Origin of the sequence: Thermogemmatispora onikobensis, from assembly GCF_001748285.1 — a bacterium.
Classification (GTDB): domain Bacteria; phylum Chloroflexota; class Ktedonobacteria; order Ktedonobacterales; family Ktedonobacteraceae; genus Thermogemmatispora; species Thermogemmatispora onikobensis.
Window position 1 is genome coordinate 29,798 of record NZ_BDGT01000036.1, and the last position, 15,418, is coordinate 45,215.

General features: G+C 62.1%; 12 protein-coding genes. 9 read left to right on the forward strand and 3 right to left on the reverse strand.

Annotated features, from left to right (window positions below):
- Positions 1 to 2: 2 nt before the first annotated feature.
- Together BGC09_RS23425 and BGC09_RS15530 are read left to right on the forward strand one after the other, a co-directional pair.
- Positions 3 to 1,223, forward strand: coding sequence for an ABC transporter ATP-binding protein (locus BGC09_RS23425; protein WP_439959668.1), 1,221 nt, complete (start codon positions 3 to 5; stop codon positions 1,221 to 1,223).
- On the forward strand, positions 1,220 to 2,392 hold the full coding sequence (locus tag BGC09_RS15530) for an oligopeptide/dipeptide ABC transporter ATP-binding protein (protein WP_069804985.1): 1,173 nt from the start codon (positions 1,220 to 1,222) through the stop codon (positions 2,390 to 2,392). The genes BGC09_RS23425 and BGC09_RS15530 overlap by 4 nt, the downstream gene beginning before the upstream one ends.
- Here BGC09_RS15530 and BGC09_RS15535 read toward each other — a convergent pair.
- The 3 genes from BGC09_RS15535 to BGC09_RS15545 all read right to left on the reverse strand — a co-directional run bounded on the left by BGC09_RS15535 (position 2,383) and on the right by BGC09_RS15545 (position 6,016).
- Entirely contained in the window at positions 2,383 to 3,816 is a 1,434-nt protein-coding gene (locus BGC09_RS15535; RefSeq protein ID WP_069804987.1) for an amidohydrolase family protein, read from the reverse strand. The genes BGC09_RS15530 and BGC09_RS15535 overlap by 10 nt on opposite strands.
- A 107-nt stretch (positions 3,817 to 3,923) precedes the next feature.
- A complete protein-coding gene (locus tag BGC09_RS15540) occupies positions 3,924 to 5,279 on the reverse strand; it encodes a dihydroorotase (protein ID WP_069804989.1) in 1,356 nt (451 codons plus the stop codon).
- A 92-nt stretch (positions 5,280 to 5,371) separates the two neighbouring features.
- Positions 5,372 to 6,016, reverse strand: coding sequence for a cysteine hydrolase family protein (locus tag BGC09_RS15545; RefSeq protein ID WP_069804991.1), 645 nt, complete (start codon positions 6,014 to 6,016; stop codon positions 5,372 to 5,374).
- A gap of 260 nt (positions 6,017 to 6,276) precedes the next feature.
- Between BGC09_RS15545 and BGC09_RS15550 the strand changes: the two genes are divergently transcribed.
- From BGC09_RS15550 to BGC09_RS15580, 7 genes are all read left to right on the forward strand, one after another.
- Complete coding sequence (locus BGC09_RS15550) at positions 6,277 to 7,140, forward strand: TIM barrel protein (RefSeq protein WP_069804992.1); 864 nt, start codon at positions 6,277 to 6,279, stop codon at positions 7,138 to 7,140.
- Positions 7,141 to 7,256: 116 nt separating this feature from the next.
- On the forward strand, positions 7,257 to 8,288 hold the full coding sequence (locus BGC09_RS15555; protein ID WP_084658975.1) for a BMP family protein: 1,032 nt from the start codon (positions 7,257 to 7,259) through the stop codon (positions 8,286 to 8,288).
- Positions 8,289 to 8,436: 148 nt separating this feature from the next.
- Positions 8,437 to 9,627 (forward strand): ABC transporter permease, encoded by a 1,191-nt coding sequence (locus BGC09_RS15560; protein ID WP_069804996.1) that lies wholly within the window; start codon positions 8,437 to 8,439, stop codon positions 9,625 to 9,627.
- Positions 9,628 to 9,637: 10 nt separating this feature from the next.
- Positions 9,638 to 12,334 carry an ATP-binding cassette domain-containing protein gene (locus BGC09_RS22270; protein WP_176728946.1) on the forward strand — a complete coding sequence of 899 codons (2,697 nt, stop codon included), beginning with the start codon at positions 9,638 to 9,640 and terminating at the stop codon, positions 12,332 to 12,334.
- Between the two features lie 128 nt (positions 12,335 to 12,462).
- The gene (locus BGC09_RS15570) at positions 12,463 to 13,245 is read left to right on the forward strand and encodes an SDR family NAD(P)-dependent oxidoreductase (protein ID WP_069804998.1); all 783 of its coding nucleotides are present in this window, start codon (positions 12,463 to 12,465) and stop codon (positions 13,243 to 13,245) included.
- A gap of 107 nt (positions 13,246 to 13,352) precedes the next feature.
- Entirely contained in the window at positions 13,353 to 14,339 is a 987-nt protein-coding gene (locus tag BGC09_RS15575) for a thiamine pyrophosphate-dependent dehydrogenase E1 component subunit alpha (protein ID WP_069805039.1), read from the forward strand.
- Entirely contained in the window at positions 14,336 to 15,367 is a 1,032-nt protein-coding gene (locus tag BGC09_RS15580) for an alpha-ketoacid dehydrogenase subunit beta (RefSeq protein ID WP_069805000.1), read from the forward strand. Before BGC09_RS15575 ends, BGC09_RS15580 begins: the two co-directional genes overlap by 4 nt.
- The last annotated feature ends 51 nt before the right edge of the window (positions 15,368 to 15,418 follow it).

The window sequence follows — 15,418 nt, forward strand, 5'->3', positions numbered from 1 at the left end:
CTATGATGGACAACCAGTCTCTCCATACCCCCAACAATCAGAGCAGCGGCAATGATGTCCTGCTGGAGGTCCGCGATCTGAGCGTTGACTACTACGCGGTCAACGGCATCGTGCACGCGGTCAAAGAGGTGAGCTTCGAGCTGCGGCGGGGCGAGATTCTGGGGTTGGCGGGCGAGAGTGGCTGCGGCAAGTCGACGCTCGCTTACGCGATCTCGCGTCTTCTGCGCCCTCCAGCTTATATCACCGGCGGCCAGGTGCTCTATCATCCGCGCAAGGGCGAGAAGCTCGAAAAGGCCTCTCAAATTGTCGCGGTGAGCGATCTGGGAGCCGGTCATCGCACGGCCCAGCATGGTGCTGCCGCTGCTTCTCCTGCTCCTTCGCCGGAGACGATCGACGTGCTGCGGCTCTCTCCGGCTCAGCTGCGGGCCTTCCGCTGGCATGAGATGGCCATCGTCTTCCAGAGCGCCATGAATGCCCTCAATCCGGTGATGACGATTGGCACTCAGATTATGGATGTGCTGAAAACGCATTGCCCTGAAATGAGTGCCGCGCATCGCAGGGAACTCGCTGCCGAGTTGCTAAGAATCGTCGGTATCTCCCCCGATCGCCTTCGCAGTTATCCCCACGAGCTGAGTGGCGGCATGCGCCAGCGCGCGGTAATCGCCATTGCCCTGGCGCTGACGCCAGAGCTGATCATTATGGATGAGCCAACGACGGCGCTCGATGTGGTGGTCCAGCGCGAGATCCTTGATCTGGTCAGCTCGCTCTGCCGCGAGTTTTCGACGGCGCTGATCTTTATTACTCATGATCTGTCGCTACTGCTGGAGCTGGCCGATACGATTGCGGTAATGTACGCCGGCAGGATGGTGGAGAAGGCGAGCAGTCGGGCGTTCTATGCTCACCCATGCCATCCGTATAGCTACGGCCTGCTGAATTCTTTCCCCAAGTTGCATGGCCCTATTCGCCGCATGGTTGGGATTCCTGGCTCTCCTCCCGATCTGCGCGCTGTCCCCGCTGGGTGCGCTTTCCATCCTCGTTGCCCCTTTGCCTGGCAGCCTTGCCAGCAGCTTGAGCCCCAGTTGCAGCCCTCGACGGCTGAGACGCCAGATCAACTGGTGGCCTGCCATCTCTATGATGCTCATCAACGTCCAGAAGGGCCGCCGAGCAGCGCCGAGTTCGCGGCACGCTACGAGGCTCTGGCTGAAGGGAGTGCAATCGCATGAGCGTTTTCGAGCAGCTGACGGTGGAACAGACTCCTGAGAAGGTTTTAGAACCAGTGCTGGAGGCCGAGCATTTGCGTAAGGATTTCCCGCTACGCTCGATTCGCCTCTTCGGCCCCCCACGTGCTGTCCATGCCGTGGAAGATGCTTCGCTGGCCCTCTACCCGGGACGCGCGACGGCTGTGGTGGGGGAGAGTGGCAGCGGTAAGACGACTGTGGCACGCATGCTGGCCCGCCTCTATGATCCAACGTCGGGGGTGATCCGCTTCCACGGCCAGCCAGTCGATCTGAAGGCTCGTGGCCAGGCTCTGCGGGCTTATCGGCGCCATGTGCAGCTGATTTTCCAGGACCCCTTCGCTTCTTTGAATCCGATCCACAGTGTCCGTTACCATCTCAGTCGTCCCCTGCGCGTGCATGGCCACGTCCATAACCGCCAGGAGGAAACGGAACAAATTCTGGCGCTGCTGCGCCGCGTGAGCCTGACGCCCGCTGAGCAGTTTATTGAAAAATATCCTTACCAGCTCAGCGGTGGCCAGCGCCAGCGTATCGCCATCGCTCGCGCTCTGGCCGTGCGCCCGGAGGTTCTGCTGGCCGACGAGCCGGTCTCGATGCTCGATGTCTCGATCCGCCTCGATATTCTGAATCTGTTGCTACGCCTCAAGGATGAGGAACGGCTCGCGCTGCTCTATATTACGCACGATATTGCGAGTGCTCGCTACTTTGCGGAGGAGACGCTGGTGATGTACGCCGGGCAGATGGTGGAGGGCGGCCCCAGCGAGGAGGTGACGCAGCGTCCGAAGCATCCCTACACTCAGTTGCTGCTGTCGGCGGCTCCCGATCCCGACCGGATGATGGCCGGCCAGAAGGTGGAGCTGCCGGCACGCGGCGAGATTCCTAGCCTGATCAATCCGCCCAGCGGTTGCCGCTTCCATCCGCGCTGCCCTCATGCGATGGAGATCTGCCGCCAGCGATTCCCAGGCCGCACACAGCTGGGTAACGGTCACTGGACCCACTGTTTCCTCTATGGCGACGGCGACGGCAAGCCGGTGGCCAGTCCTCGTCTGAAGGCCACGAGCAGCAGTGACTCGGCAACTCCGACGGCGATGGATGGAGCTGGCCCCGGCTCTTCTCCTCTGAAGACTCCGCCGAGTAGTCCCAGCTCTCAATCATAGAGGCTGGTGGTAATGGGAATCTGACTGCTTTTGAGACCCGAACGCGCGACGACTCGCTCCGTGAGTCGTCGCGCTTGCTCGATGACTTCGCTTTCGTCAAAGGTGAGGATACGGCGATTCTCCATGACCAGGGTGCCATTGATGATGCTGTGCTTGACGCTGCTGCCGGTGGCGGCGTAGACCAGGGTCTGCACGGGATCATTGCAAGGCACCCATTCGACCTGGTTGAGGTCGAAGAAGATGAGATCAGCCCGCTTGCCAACTTCGATGGAGCCGATTTCATCGTCCCAGAGCAAGGCGCGCGCCCCTTCGATGGTGGCCATACGGATGGCTTGCCGGGCAGGGATCATGGCGGCATCCATGCGCGCATCTTTGAAGAGACCCGCCGCCAGGTAGAGCTGGCGCGTCATGTCGAGGGCACCAGAAGCGGAAACACCGTCGCAGCCAAGGGCGACGGTGACACCGGCAGCCAGCATTTCGGGATAGCTGCCGATGCGCGTGGCTCCCTTGGCAATCTTGAGTGAGGTGCCAGGACAGAAGGCTACTTTGGTTCCTCGTTGAGCCAGCAAGGCGATCTCATGGTCTTTGATGGCCACGACATGGGCCAGGACGAGATTCGGCCCCAAGGCGCCTATGCGCTCCAGTCGCTCGACCGGCCAGAGACCATATTTCTGCTCGCTGACACGCGCTTCTTCGATGGAGGAGGCAATATGATAGGTGGTGCCGACTCCGAGCCGCTCGGCTAGCTGGCGGGCACCACGGTGTAGCTCGGGACTGCATGGCTCTTTGCCTTCGATGTTGACCCAGCAGCGGATGCGTCCGTCGGCGTAGCCGTGCCAGCGCTTGACGCAGGCTTCGAGGGCGACCAGGGCTTCGTCGGCGTCGCGGAAGAAGTGATGGGCGACCATCTCAGGGGTCCAGTAGGGTGGGATGACCTCCGGCTTGACGTCGGCGGCGTGACGGCCCGTGATGCCACGCATGCCGGCCTGGGCCGCCGCCTGGACGGTGATGCCGGCGTCGTTCTGGGAACCCATGTCCAGGAAGCAGGTGGTGCCGGTCTTGATCATTTCGAGACAGGCTAAGAGGACACTCCAGTGCTCAGCCTCTTCGTCGACGGCGGCATAGAAGGGCTTGGCCCAGTTGAAGACCCAGGGCCGCGTGGTGAGGCTATCGGGAAAGAGGCCGCGACTGAGCTGCTCAGAGAGGTGGACATGGGCTTCGATGAGGCCAGGCATGAGCAGGGTGCGCCGCCCCTCGATGATGCGGTCGAAGTGGCTACCTCGGTAACGGGCGGCGATGTCGTCGGCCCGGCCTACGGCGGCAATGCGCGTGTCTTCGATGACGACCGAGGCGTGCTCCAGGACACTGTCGTGTTGATCAACGGTCAGAAGATAGTCGACGTTATCGATGAGGATGCGTGTCATCGCTTCGTTCCTCGCTGTTTTCTGGCTCTCTGGTTTGATCGGCTGACGAGACGGCAGGCTGCTACCGTTGGGCCGCCGCCCGGTCTGGCCGGCAGCCCTCTCCTCGCTTAGGGATAGGAGCGCAGGACGCGCCCGATGCCCGGCTTGACGAGCAGTTGGCCCTCGCGATAGACAAGCTGGCCCCCCTTGATGGTGAGCACCGGCCAGCCTTTGACTGTCATGCCGTTGGCTGGCGTTTTGAGCTTGGAGAAGGTGGTCTCGGGACTGACGACGCGCTCGGCTTCCATGTCGACGAGGACGAGGTCGGCGTCTTTGCCAATGGCGATGGAACCTTTGCGGTCGTCAATGTGGTAGAGGCGGGCGGGATTGAGGGCCGCGACGTGGGCGAGTTGCTGCAGGGTGATGCGGCCTTTGTGAACACCTTCGGAGAGGAGAAGCGGGAGGGCGACTTCAATGCCAGGCATGCCAGCGGTGACGCTCCAGAGGTCATCGGTTTCGTGCTTTTCGCAGGCGATGTGGTCGGTGCCAACGGTGGCAATGGCTCCACGGCGAATGGCTTCCCAGAGGCGCTCACCGTTGGCGCGGTCGCGCAGGGGCGGATTCATTTTGCCAATGGCTCCGATGCGCGCTCCAGCCTCCTCGGGGAAGACTGTCAGAAACTGGACGAGGGTTTCGAGCACGGGCGGGACCTTGGTCCAGCGGGCCGCAGCGTCTACTCCGTCGGCGGTGCTGAGGTGCAGGACGACGATGCGGCAGCCGGTGAGTTCGCTGAGGTAGGCCATCGTGTGGATGTCGGCCACTTCGCAGAAGGCGGGCCGCCCATCGCTCCAGGCTTGCAGGTCTCTGCGCCCGGTGGCCTGGATGGCAGGCAAGGTGTAGCGCACGATTTCGACATCCTCACAGTGAAGCGCCACCAGCCCATTGAAGGGTGCGCATTGCTTCATGGTGAGATAGGCATCGCCATCATCCAGCGGCTCGATGTCTAGCTCGGCCACCGCAGGCGCACGGTAGTCGAGATGGAGCTTGTAGCAGAGGACGCCAAAGCGCTCGTGGTAGAGGGGGATTTCGTCGATGTGTTGCCGATTCTGGATCTGCAGGTGAATGACCACGTCGCAGTAGGAGTGCTCGGCAATGCTGCGCTCCCAGCGCGGATAGACCTCTAGATAGGAGGTTTTGGCCCGATTGTGCGGCATCATGACGGTGGTGCCTCCGGCGATGGCGGCGGCACTGGTCTGCTCGACGTCCTGGTCAAAAGGGTAGTGGACGCCCAGGTGAATGTGTGGCTCGACGCGCCCGGGCAGTAAATAGTGACCGCGCCCGTCGATGGTCTCTTGGGCCGCCGGCGGGCTGTCGTCGTCGCCGAGAGCGCTGATCTTGCCATCACGCACAGCGAGCCAGCCGGCGAAGGTGGTGGTGGGCGTGACGATGCGACAATTCTTGATGACCAGGTCCGCTTTTGCCATGATGTTGCTCGCTCCTCTCTTCTTGTTCTCTGTCTTGTCGGTCTTGCTCTTGGCGAATCGTTCGGCGTGGATGGACCGCTCGCCACTGTGGCTCAGCTCTGTGGCTCGACCTGAGTGGTGACTCGCTCGATGACAGGCAGCAGCTCGTCCAGGGAGACAACGGCGCCAATGTAGCGCTCCCAGACGGCCAGGGCCATGTCATGCCAGGCCGGGTCAATGCCCCCAACGCATTCGCGTACAACGACGATGTCGTAGTCGCGCATGTAAGCCTCGCGGACAGTGGTGTCAATGCAGGCGTTGGTGGTGGTGCCAGTGATGAGCAGCAGCCGCCGCCCAAGGATACGCAGGAGGACCTCTAGCCGTGTGCCGTAAAAGGCGCTGAATTTGTGCTTTTCGATGAGATGGCTGCGCTCGTCGATGAGGGGCTGCAGTTCGGCAACGATCTCGGCATCCCAGGTGCCGGGTTGGCAGGCAATGCGAGCCCGCTTCTGCGTGTGCGGGGTGATACGGTGCAGCTCCCGCGTGCAATCTTCGGCAAAGTGGTGCTGAATGGTCCAGATGTCAGGGATGCCACAGACCTTGCAAACCTCTACCAGACGGCGAATGTGGGGAATGATGGCCGCCAGCGGCCCGGTGTCGACACCGCTGAGACCAAGCGTTCCCCGGGGGTGACAAAAGGCGTTTTGGACGTCAATGACGAGTAGGGCGGTTTCGCGAGGGTCGATCTGGAAGTTCATCTCGCTCCCTCTCTTTCTTGTTTGCTTGCTTGTTCTTCACAGGACTCCCCCGACCACGGACGGGCCGCCCGCCGGAGGCTTGACGGGCTCCGCAAAAAGTGGTATAGTGATTATACCACATTGGCGGCGGCAAAGAGAGCGCCCACCCCTGTCCTCCTCAGTCGAGGGCCGGGTTGACCGCTGCCAGAAGTGGTATAATCACTATACCACACTGATGGAAGCCCGGTGCAAGCAAGGGACGCCAGCGAGAGGATGGCACCATGCAGTACATTGCCATGATTGAAGCGATAGCGGAGGCGCCGCAGTACCAGTTTCTCTGGCGTGAGTTGCCGGTTGAGGAGCGCATCAAGGAGGCGGCGCGTGCGGGTTTTGCCGGTGTTGATTTCTGGGACTGGATTGACAAGGACATTGACCATCTGGCTCGGGTCGCTGCTGATCACGGCATCTTTATCAATTCGGTCTTTGGCTCGCGGTTTGGCTCGCTGAGCAATGCTGCTGACCATGCCCGCGTTCTCGACCAGTTTCGTGAATCGCTGGAGACGGCAGCGCGTTGTGGTATCCGGGCCCTCTTTGTTCAGAGCGACGAGGTTGGTCCTGGGGGGCAGGTAGTGCCTCCGGCCCGTTCTCTGAGCGAGGCAGAGCGCTGGCAGGGGCTAGAGGAAGGACTCTGGCGCCTGGTGGAGCTGGTCGATAGCTCGGGGCTGGAGGTGACGCTCCTGATCGAGCCGCTCAGCAAGCTCCATGTTCATGGCTATTTGCTGCGCAGCGTCCTCGACGCCGCCCATCTGGTCCGGCGTCTCAATTCACCCCGGCTGAGGCTGGTCTTTGATCTTTTCCACCAACAGATCAACGAAGGGAATCTGATCAATAACCTGCGAGCGACCATTGATCTGGTCGGCGCGATCCACATCGCCGATGTCCCCGAGCGTGGTGCTCCGGGTACGGGGGAGATCAACATCGCCAGGATCTACCGTGAGATGCTGGCCCTCGGCTATGATGGCCAGGTCGGTTTCGAGTGCGTGCCGGGAGACAGTTCAACAGCGGAGGTATTGGCAGCTATCCGCGCTATTTTCCCCTTCCCCGATCCTGATCCCGATCCTGATCCTGACGCTGAGCGGCGCTAGCTGGCACGGTCATCGCGCGCTCTCGCCTGCTGTTGTTGTCCGTGCGTTCCGTTCCGTTCGGTTCGTCCTGTCAGAAGTCGCTGGCTCCAGCTCATGGAGCGAAAGGTTGGCTGGCTATGCTGAAAGGTTCTCGGCTTCCCCGGCTTCGGCTCTTCGGGATACCTGTATTTCTCCTCCTCTTGCTTCTGCTCAGCGCCTGTGGCAACCAGGGATCTTCTTCATCGTCCTCGGGGACCTCTGGTAGCTCGCAGCCAATGCGAGTGGCGATGGTCACCAGCGGCCCGGTGAATGATCACAGCTGGAATGAGGACGCGCTCAAAGGGGTGCAGCTGATTAAGGAGCAGCTGGGCTGGTCGTTCGCCTATTCGGAGAACGTCTCACAGGCAGAACAGGCGAACGTGCTGCGTCAGTACGCGCGTCAGGGCTATAATCTGATCTTCGCCCACGGCTTCGAGTACGCTGACTCGGTGAAGGCCGTGGCTCCGGAGTTCCCCAATACGCACTTTGTGATCATCAACGGTAAAGGGTCGCTGGCTAATCTGAGTGGAACGGAGTTCCGCTATGGCGAGCTGGGCTATTTTACTGGCATGGCCGCCGGTCTGGTGACAAAGAACAAGAAGATTGGGATTGTGGCCGCAGTCGACGCGCCCCAGGTGACTGCTGATATTGACACTTTTAAGAAAGGCGTGGCAGCGGTCAACCCACAGGCCAGCGTCAGTGTGGCGTTTGTTGGCTCCTACGACGATGTGGTCAAGGGTCAGCAGGTGACGCAGGCTCAGCTTGATCGTGGCGTGGACGTCCTCACGATTATGGGCAATGCCTTTGATGGGCCGGCCATTAAGCTGGCTCAGCAAAAGGGCGTGAAGGTGATCGCGGGCTGGTCTACGGATGCCTATTCGCTGGCTCCCAATACGGTTGTGACGAGCGGGGTGCAGGAGGTGCCTGGCCTTTATCTGCAAATCGCCAAGCTCTTTAAGGAGGGCCAGCTGAAGGGCAATACAACCTATCAGTTCGGCTTCAAGGAGCAGGTACAGCACCTGGGACAGTGGGGCAACTGGGTGCCCCAGGATGTCCGTAGCCGCGTGGAGGCGGCAGTCCAGCAGTATCTGGGCGGCAAGCTGGATATTGGTTTGTCTGCCTCTGCCTAGACCGGACTGTCTGACGTGTCTTGTACTTTCGACGCTCCTCCAGTGTGAGCAGCGGAGCGAGAGAACGAGGAGGGGCCAGGGCCGCGGTTCTTATGAGCTCCAGCCTGTTCCCTTCCTCACCACTCTCGCTCTTCGGGGGCAATTGGCTATGGCTATGATGCGTGTTGTGACAGGTGCTCGCTCCGGCTTCGGGCGCTTGAGGCGCTCGTGGCTCTCGCTCGTGCTACCGGTGGTGGCCATTGGGCTGGCGCTGCTGCTCGGGGCCGTGGTGATGCTCATCAGTGGCTTTAGTCCGCTCGATGCTTACTCTGGCCTCTTTCAAGGCGCCTTCGGGACGCTGCCCCAATTCGCTGAGACGCTCAATGAGGCGACGCCGCTGCTGTTGATTGGTTTGGGAATCACGGTCGCTTTCCGGGCCGGGGCCTTCAATATCGGCGGTGTCGGTCAGGAATATCTGGGCGCACTGGCGGCTGTGGTTGTCGGTGGCAAGTTCGCTGACCTTCCAGGTGGTCTGCATCTGGCTCTGGCAACCGTGGCCGGGTTCGTGGCTGGGGGACTGTGGGCCGCACCCGCCGCCTTGCTGAAGGTCCGCTTCGGCATCAATGAGGTCATTACGAGTATCTTGCTCAACTACATCGCGATCTATTTTATCGATTACATGATCTCGGGCCCGATCCATGCTCCGGGTTTTACGGCTGCTCCGACTTCGTTTCCGGTCGAGCAGAATGCCACCTTCCCTATTCTGGTGCGGGGCAGCGATTTGAACGCCGGTTTCTTCCTGGCGGTGCTGGCCCTGGTGGTGATTTTTGTGCTGCTGCGCTCCACAACCTGGGGCTATCGCATTCGCCTGGTGGGGCTGAACCGTGAGGCGGCCCGCCACGCTGGGGTGCATGTTGACCGCGTCTACCTGCTCTCCTTCTTCATCAGCGGGGCGCTGGCCGGCCTGGCCGGGGCAATCGAGATCCTGGGCTATCGCTACCAGCTGATCACAGGCTTTGCTCCCAATACGGGCTACGATGCCATCGCTGTCGCGCTGCTTGGTGGCTTGAACCCCGGTGGCGTGGGGCTGGCAGCCCTCTTCTTCGGAGCTTTAGCCAACGGTGCTTCGGCTATGGAGGCCATCGCCCAGCTGCCATCACAGCTGGCGGACATTGTGCGGACCCTGGCGATATTGGCGGTGCTGGCCGTTTCGTCGCCGGTGATTCTCGACCTGGTGCGCCGGCGCCAGGTCGGTGGAGAGGAGACGGGGGGGAGCGACCCATCATCTGTCAGGGCTGCCGGCACGGATGGGCAGCCGCCAACGAGTCGTCTTGAGCCTGAGACCTTTGTTGCAGAGTGAGGGAGTGCCTATGCGCAAGCAACAGTCCCGACGGTGGCTCTGGATCAGCCTGGCCATCGTGCTGCTGCTGGCCTGTCTGATGATTCTCAATGTGGTGACGGGCCGCCGATCCGCTGCTGGTCAGGGAGTCGGTGGTCTGATTGCGCTCCTCACTTCGCCCGATTTTGTGGTGGCTTCGCTGGTGGCCATGACGCCGCTGTTGTTGGCTGCACTGGGCGGGCTGTTCAACGAGCTGGCGGGTGTGCTGAATCTGGCCCTGGAGGCCATCATGCTCTGTGGGGCCTTGGCGGCTTATATGGGCGCGCTGGCCGGTCATAGTCCCTGGGTCGGTCTGCTGCTGGCGATTGTGGTCGGCATGCTCGTCGCCCTGGTGCATGCCTGGTTCTCGGTGACGCTCCGCGTCGATCAGATCGTGAGCGCGGTCGGCCTCAATCTCTTCGCACTGGCGGCTACGGCCTATGTGTTTCGCCTGCGCTTCGGCAACATGTCGCAGTTTCCTTCGGCCCCCGGGTTCGGGACGCTTTCATTTCCGCTCCTCAGCTCGCTTCCCTACATCGGACCGGCCTTCTTTCAGTTGAATGCCCTGGTCTACATCGCCCTGGCCTTGGTCCCGGTGACCTGGTTTGTTCTTTATCGCACCACCTGGGGCCTGGCCCTGCGCGCGGTTGGCGAGAAGCCGCTGGCGGCGACCACGGTCGGCATCGAGGTACAGCGCGTCCGCTATCTGGCCTTGCTGGTCTGCGGGGCTTTGGCTGGCGCTGGCGGCGCGGCCCTGGTGAGCGCCAGTGGTGTGAATGCTTTTCAGGAGAATATGACTGCCGGGCGCGGCTATGTGGCCTTTGCGGCGATCGTCTTCGGGCGCTGGCATCCTCTGGGCATTCTGTTGGGGGTGCTGCTCTTCGGCTTTGGCGATGCCTTGCAGATTCGCCTGCAAGCCTACGGTGTCAATGTGCCTTATCAACTGCTGGAGACGCTTCCTTATGTGATCACGCTGCTGGCGCTGATGTTGCTGATGCGCAATGCCCGCGGCCCGGCGGCCAGTGGCCAGCCTTATAGCACCGAAGGAGCGCGCGCTTTGCTCAAGGGTGCCACTGCTCGCGAAGAGCAGGCGACAGAGGAGACGGCGCCAGCAACAGCGGGGACTGTGCTGGAGCTGCGTCAGATCGTGAAGCGCTTTCCGGGAGTAGTGGCCAACGACCATGTGACGCTGGCCATTCGCAGGGGAGAGATCCATGCCTTGCTTGGTGAGAACGGTGCTGGTAAGACGACGCTGATGAATATTGTCTACGGCCTCTATCGCCCTGATGAGGGCCAGATCCTGGTTGAGGGGAGGCGCGTGCAGATCAGGACACCGCGTGAGGCCATGCAGCTAGGTATTGGCATGGTGCATCAGCATTTCATGCTGATTCCCGCCCTTTCGATCCTGGAAAACATTGTGCTGGGAACGAGGCCGGAGCGGGCGCCCTTGCTTGACTTGCGCCAGGCCGAGCAGCGTATTGCTCAGCTCGCTCAGAGTCTCGGGCTGGAAGCCTCACCCTATGAGCGCGTGCAGAATCTGACGCTCGGGCAGCAGCAGAAGGTCGAGATCATGAAGGCGCTCTATCGCGGGGCCCGCTTGCTGATCCTCGATGAGCCAACGGCAGTGTTGACGCCCCAGGAGAGCGAGGAGCTGTTTGCTCTCTTGCGCCGCCTGCGCGCCGAGGGTGTGACCATTATCTTCATCAGCCACAAGTTGAAAGAGGTGATGGCCATCAGCGATCGCGTGACGGTGATGCGCCTGGGGCGAGTGGTGCGCACGCTGGAGACGCAACAGGCGACGCCATCCGAGCTGGCGCGGCTGATGGTGGGACGGGCGGTCGCGCTGACGGTGGCCAAGGAGGAGGCGGTAGCCGGTGAGGTCCGCTTGCGGCTGGAAGAGGTGCAGGCACGTGGGGGCAATGGCCAGGCTGCCTTGCGCGGCATTTCGCTGGAGCTGCGCGCCGGGGAGATCCACGGTCTGGCGGGCGTTGATGGCAATGGTCAGAGTGAGCTGTTGGAGGTTTTGATGGGTTTGCGCCGCGTCGAGACGGGCCGCATTCTTTTCGAGGGGCGCGATATTACGCTGCTCGATACGGCGGCGCGTCTGGATCTGGCCCTGGCCCATATTCCGGAGGATCGCCATCGGCAGGGCCTGATTCTCGATTTGACGGTGGCTGAGAATATGGTGCTGGATGTCTTTGACCACCCGCCCTATGCGCGCTATGGCTGGCGTCGTTTCAGGGCAGTGGTGGCCCGGGCGCGGCAGCTGATGGTGGCTTTCGATGTGCGGGCTCCGGGTCCGCTGACTCCCATGCGGCATCTGTCGGGTGGCAACCAGCAGAAGGCCGTGCTGGCCCGCGCTTTGGGCCGCGAGCCACGCTTACTGATCGCCATGCAGCCAACGCGCGGCCTGGACGTCGGGGCCATCGCCTATGTCCATCGGCGCATTGTCGAGGCTCGTGATCGTGGCTGCGCGGTGCTGCTGATCTCCTCTGATCTCGACGAGATTCTGGCTCTGAGTGACCGCATTAGTGTGATCTATGAGGGGCGTATTCTGGAAACGCTGCCAGCAGCAGCGGTCGATTTGACGCATCTGGGTTTGCTGATGGCGGGCACGCGCCCGGAGCAGGTGCCGCAGCTACAGCCACAATCGCAGCGGCTGGCCAGCGGCGACTGGCCGGTGACTTAGCCGGCATTGGAGACCGGGGCCAGGCTTCCGGTCCGACCCCGGCCCACTGGCCTGGACCAGTGAACTCTCTGGCTGAGTAGACTGTGTGTAGCGCTGCGGGATGCATTCGCACGCAAAGGGGGAAAACAATGACGTTGACGTTGGAAGGACACACCGCTTTGGTAACTGGCGCCGGGCGCGGGATGGGACGCGCGATCGCGCTGCGCCTGGCCCGCGAGGGAGCGCGGATAGCAGTGGCTGATATCGATGAGCAGGGTACCGCCGCTGTGGCTGAGGAGATTCGGGCCGCAGGTGGTGAGGCGCTGCCGATACGACTGGATGTTAGTCGGGAGGAGAGTGTGAATGAGGGAGTACAGCAGGCCCGCACGCGGCTGGGTCCGATCACGATCCTCATCAATAACGCCGGGATTTTCCGTGATACTCCTCTTCTGGAGTCTTCCTTGCAGGATTGGTATTTGAGCCTGGCTGTCAATCTGACCGGTCAGTTGCTCTGCGCTCGGGCAGTGGTACCCGATATGATTGCTCAGCGCTGGGGGCGTATTGTGAACCAGGCTTCGATGATGAGCAAAGTGGCGTTTGGACGCGACTATGCCTACTGTGCCTCTAAGACGGGGGTGCTGGGCCTGACGCGCTCATTGGCGGTAGAGCTGGCCGGCTACAACATCTGTGTTAATGCCCTCTGCCCGGGCAATATTATGACCGCCATGCTGGAGGAGGTCGACCGCGCGGTGGCAGTGCGCGAAGGGAAGCAGCCAGGCCAGTTTCTGAGCGAGCGCCCGCGGGACATTCCTTTGGGACGGCTGGGCAAACCGGAGGATATTGCCGGCGTGGTGGCCTTTCTGTGTGGGCCTGACGGGAGCTATATCACCGGGCAGGCGATCCATGTCGACGGTGGCCTCTATATGGCCTGACCCCATCTGGCTCGGGCAGGTCTGGCAGGTCAGTCCAGGAAGGAGCAGAGAGCGTGCAATCGTTGGCCAGCTATACGCCAGCTTTTCTCAAGGAACTGTATCGCAAGATGGTGCTGATCCGCCGTTTCGAGGAGCGGGCGGCGGAGCTGCGCAGCCTGGGTTACATTCCGGGCTTCTTGCATCCCTATATCGGCCAGGAGGCGGTGGCCGTGGGAGCCTGCGCGGCGCTTGGTCCTCACGACTATATTACCAGCACTCACCGCGGACATGGTCACATTTTAGCGCGCGGAGGCGACCCACGCTACATGTACGCCGAGCTGTTCGCCCGTCGCGATGGCTACAACCGCGCGAAAGGCGGCTCGCTGCATATCGCTAATATCGAGCTGGGGATCATCGGCGCTAACGGCATCGTCGGGGGCGGCATCCCGATCGCTGTGGGGGCCGGTCTGGCCCTCAAGCAGGCGCGCCAGATCGCCGTTCACCATCCCGACGATCCGCGGGCGCGGCGCGCCGATGGAGTGGCGGTGACCTTCTTTGGCGACGGCGCCTCTAATCAAGGAGCCTTCCATGAGTCGCTCAACCTGGCCGCTCTCTGGCGCCTGCCGGTGATCTTCATCTGCGAGAATAACCTCTATGGCGAGTTCACGCCGCAGCATAAGCACCAGACGATCCGTGATATTGCTACGCGCGCCAGCTCCTATGCCATTCCCGGCCTGATCGCCGATGGCAACGATGTGCTGGACGTCTATCGCGTGGTCAGCAAGGCAGCTGAGGATGCGCGCAAGGGGCGTGGGCCAACCCTGGTCGAGTGCAAGACCTATCGCCATCGTGGTCACTACGAAGGGGATATGGGCCAGTACCGCCCTGCTGAGGAGGTGGCTTTCTGGCTGGAGGCCGATCCCATCAAGAACTATCGCCGCCTGCTGCTGGCCGGGGCAATCTGCACCGAGGACGAGCTGCGGGCGCTTGATCAAGCGGTTGAGCAGGAGTTAGAGGAGGCCGTGGCGTTTGCCAAGGCCTCGCCGCCTCCAGCGCCCGAGGAGGCACTGGAGGATGTCTTTGTTGAAAGCTATGGGGGGAGGGCCTTACTATGACTGCTACGCCCAAGGCGGAGAAGGAGCGCCGCTTGACCTATGCGCAGGCCATCCGTGAGGCGCTGGTCGAGGAGATGGAGCGCGATCCCTCGCTGCTGCTGCTCGGCGAGGATATCGGCGAGCCAGGGGGAGTCTTCGGAGTGACCCAGGGCCTGCTCCAGCGCTTTGGGGCCGAGCGCGTGCTCGATACGCCGATCTCCGAAGAGGCCGTCATCGGGACAGCGCTCGGCGCAGCGCTGCTCGGTGTGCCGACGGTGGCGGAAATTATGTTTAGCGATTTTGCTACGCTGGCTATGGATCAGATTGTCAACCAGGCTGCGAAGTTTCGCTACATGACCGGAGGGCGGACGAGCGCGCCCTTTGTGATCCGCATGGTGACGGGCACGGCAGGCGCGACGGCGGCCCAGCATTCGCAGAGCCTGGAAGCCTGGTTCACGGCCACACCGGGGCTGAAGGTCGTGACTGCCTCGACGCCCGCCGACGCCAAGGGCCTGCTCAAGAGCGCTATTCGCGATCCCGATCCGGTGCTCTTTTTCGAGCATAAGCTGCTCTACAATAGTCGCGGCGCGGTACCGGCAGGGGTGGACTCCCTCATTCCGTTGGGTGAGGGTCGCGTGGCCCGCGAGGGCAGCGATGTGACGCTGGTGGCCTATCTGTATATGCTGCCGCGCGCGCTGAAGGCAGCGGAGGCGCTGGCCGGCGAGGGGATCTCTGTCGAGGTGTGGGACCCGTGTACACTGGTGCCTTTCGACCGCGCTGGTCTGCGTCGCTCGCTGGAGAAGACTGGCCGCCTGGTGATTGTTCAGGAGGCCCCGCGCCGCAATGGTTTTTGTGCGGAGATCGCCGCCATTGCTGCTGAGGAGTTTTTCCCGCTGTTAAAGGCGCCGATCAAGCGCGTCTGTGGCACGAATACGCCTATGCCCTATGCCCCTGAGCTGGAGCAGTTTGTCATTCCCGATGAGGAGCGCATCGCCGCCGGGGTGCGCGAGGTGATGCGCAACGCGGTACGCAGCGCATCGGGTAGCTGATGTCAGGGCAGCCGCGGCGCCTGACTAGCCAGGCCATGATGGGCGCGAGGC

Excerpts from the sequence above, each read along its gene's own strand:
- BGC09_RS15540 (WP_069804989.1), bottom strand. The coding sequence starts at position 5,279 with ATGGCAAAAGCGGACCTGGTCATCAAGAATTGTCGCATCGTCACGCCC.
- BGC09_RS15535 (WP_069804987.1), bottom strand. The coding sequence starts at position 3,816 with ATGACACGCATCCTCATCGATAACGTCGACTATCTTCTGACCGTTGAT.
- BGC09_RS15560 (WP_069804996.1), top strand. The coding sequence starts at position 8,437 with ATGGCTATGATGCGTGTTGTGACAGGTGCTCGCTCCGGCTTCGGGCGC.
- BGC09_RS22270 (WP_176728946.1), top strand. The coding sequence starts at position 9,638 with ATGCGCAAGCAACAGTCCCGACGGTGGCTCTGGATCAGCCTGGCCATC.
- BGC09_RS15570 (WP_069804998.1), top strand. The coding sequence starts at position 12,463 with ATGACGTTGACGTTGGAAGGACACACCGCTTTGGTAACTGGCGCCGGG.
- BGC09_RS23425 (WP_439959668.1), top strand. The coding sequence starts at position 3 with ATGATGGACAACCAGTCTCTCCATACCCCCAACAATCAGAGCAGCGGC.
- BGC09_RS15550 (WP_069804992.1), top strand. The coding sequence starts at position 6,277 with ATGCAGTACATTGCCATGATTGAAGCGATAGCGGAGGCGCCGCAGTAC.
- BGC09_RS15555 (WP_084658975.1), top strand. The coding sequence starts at position 7,257 with ATGCTGAAAGGTTCTCGGCTTCCCCGGCTTCGGCTCTTCGGGATACCT.
- BGC09_RS15530 (WP_069804985.1), top strand. The coding sequence starts at position 1,220 with ATGAGCGTTTTCGAGCAGCTGACGGTGGAACAGACTCCTGAGAAGGTT.
- BGC09_RS15545 (WP_069804991.1), bottom strand. The coding sequence starts at position 6,016 with ATGAACTTCCAGATCGACCCTCGCGAAACCGCCCTACTCGTCATTGAC.
- BGC09_RS15580 (WP_069805000.1), top strand. The coding sequence starts at position 14,336 with ATGACTGCTACGCCCAAGGCGGAGAAGGAGCGCCGCTTGACCTATGCG.
- BGC09_RS15575 (WP_069805039.1), top strand. The coding sequence starts at position 13,353 with ATGGTGCTGATCCGCCGTTTCGAGGAGCGGGCGGCGGAGCTGCGCAGC.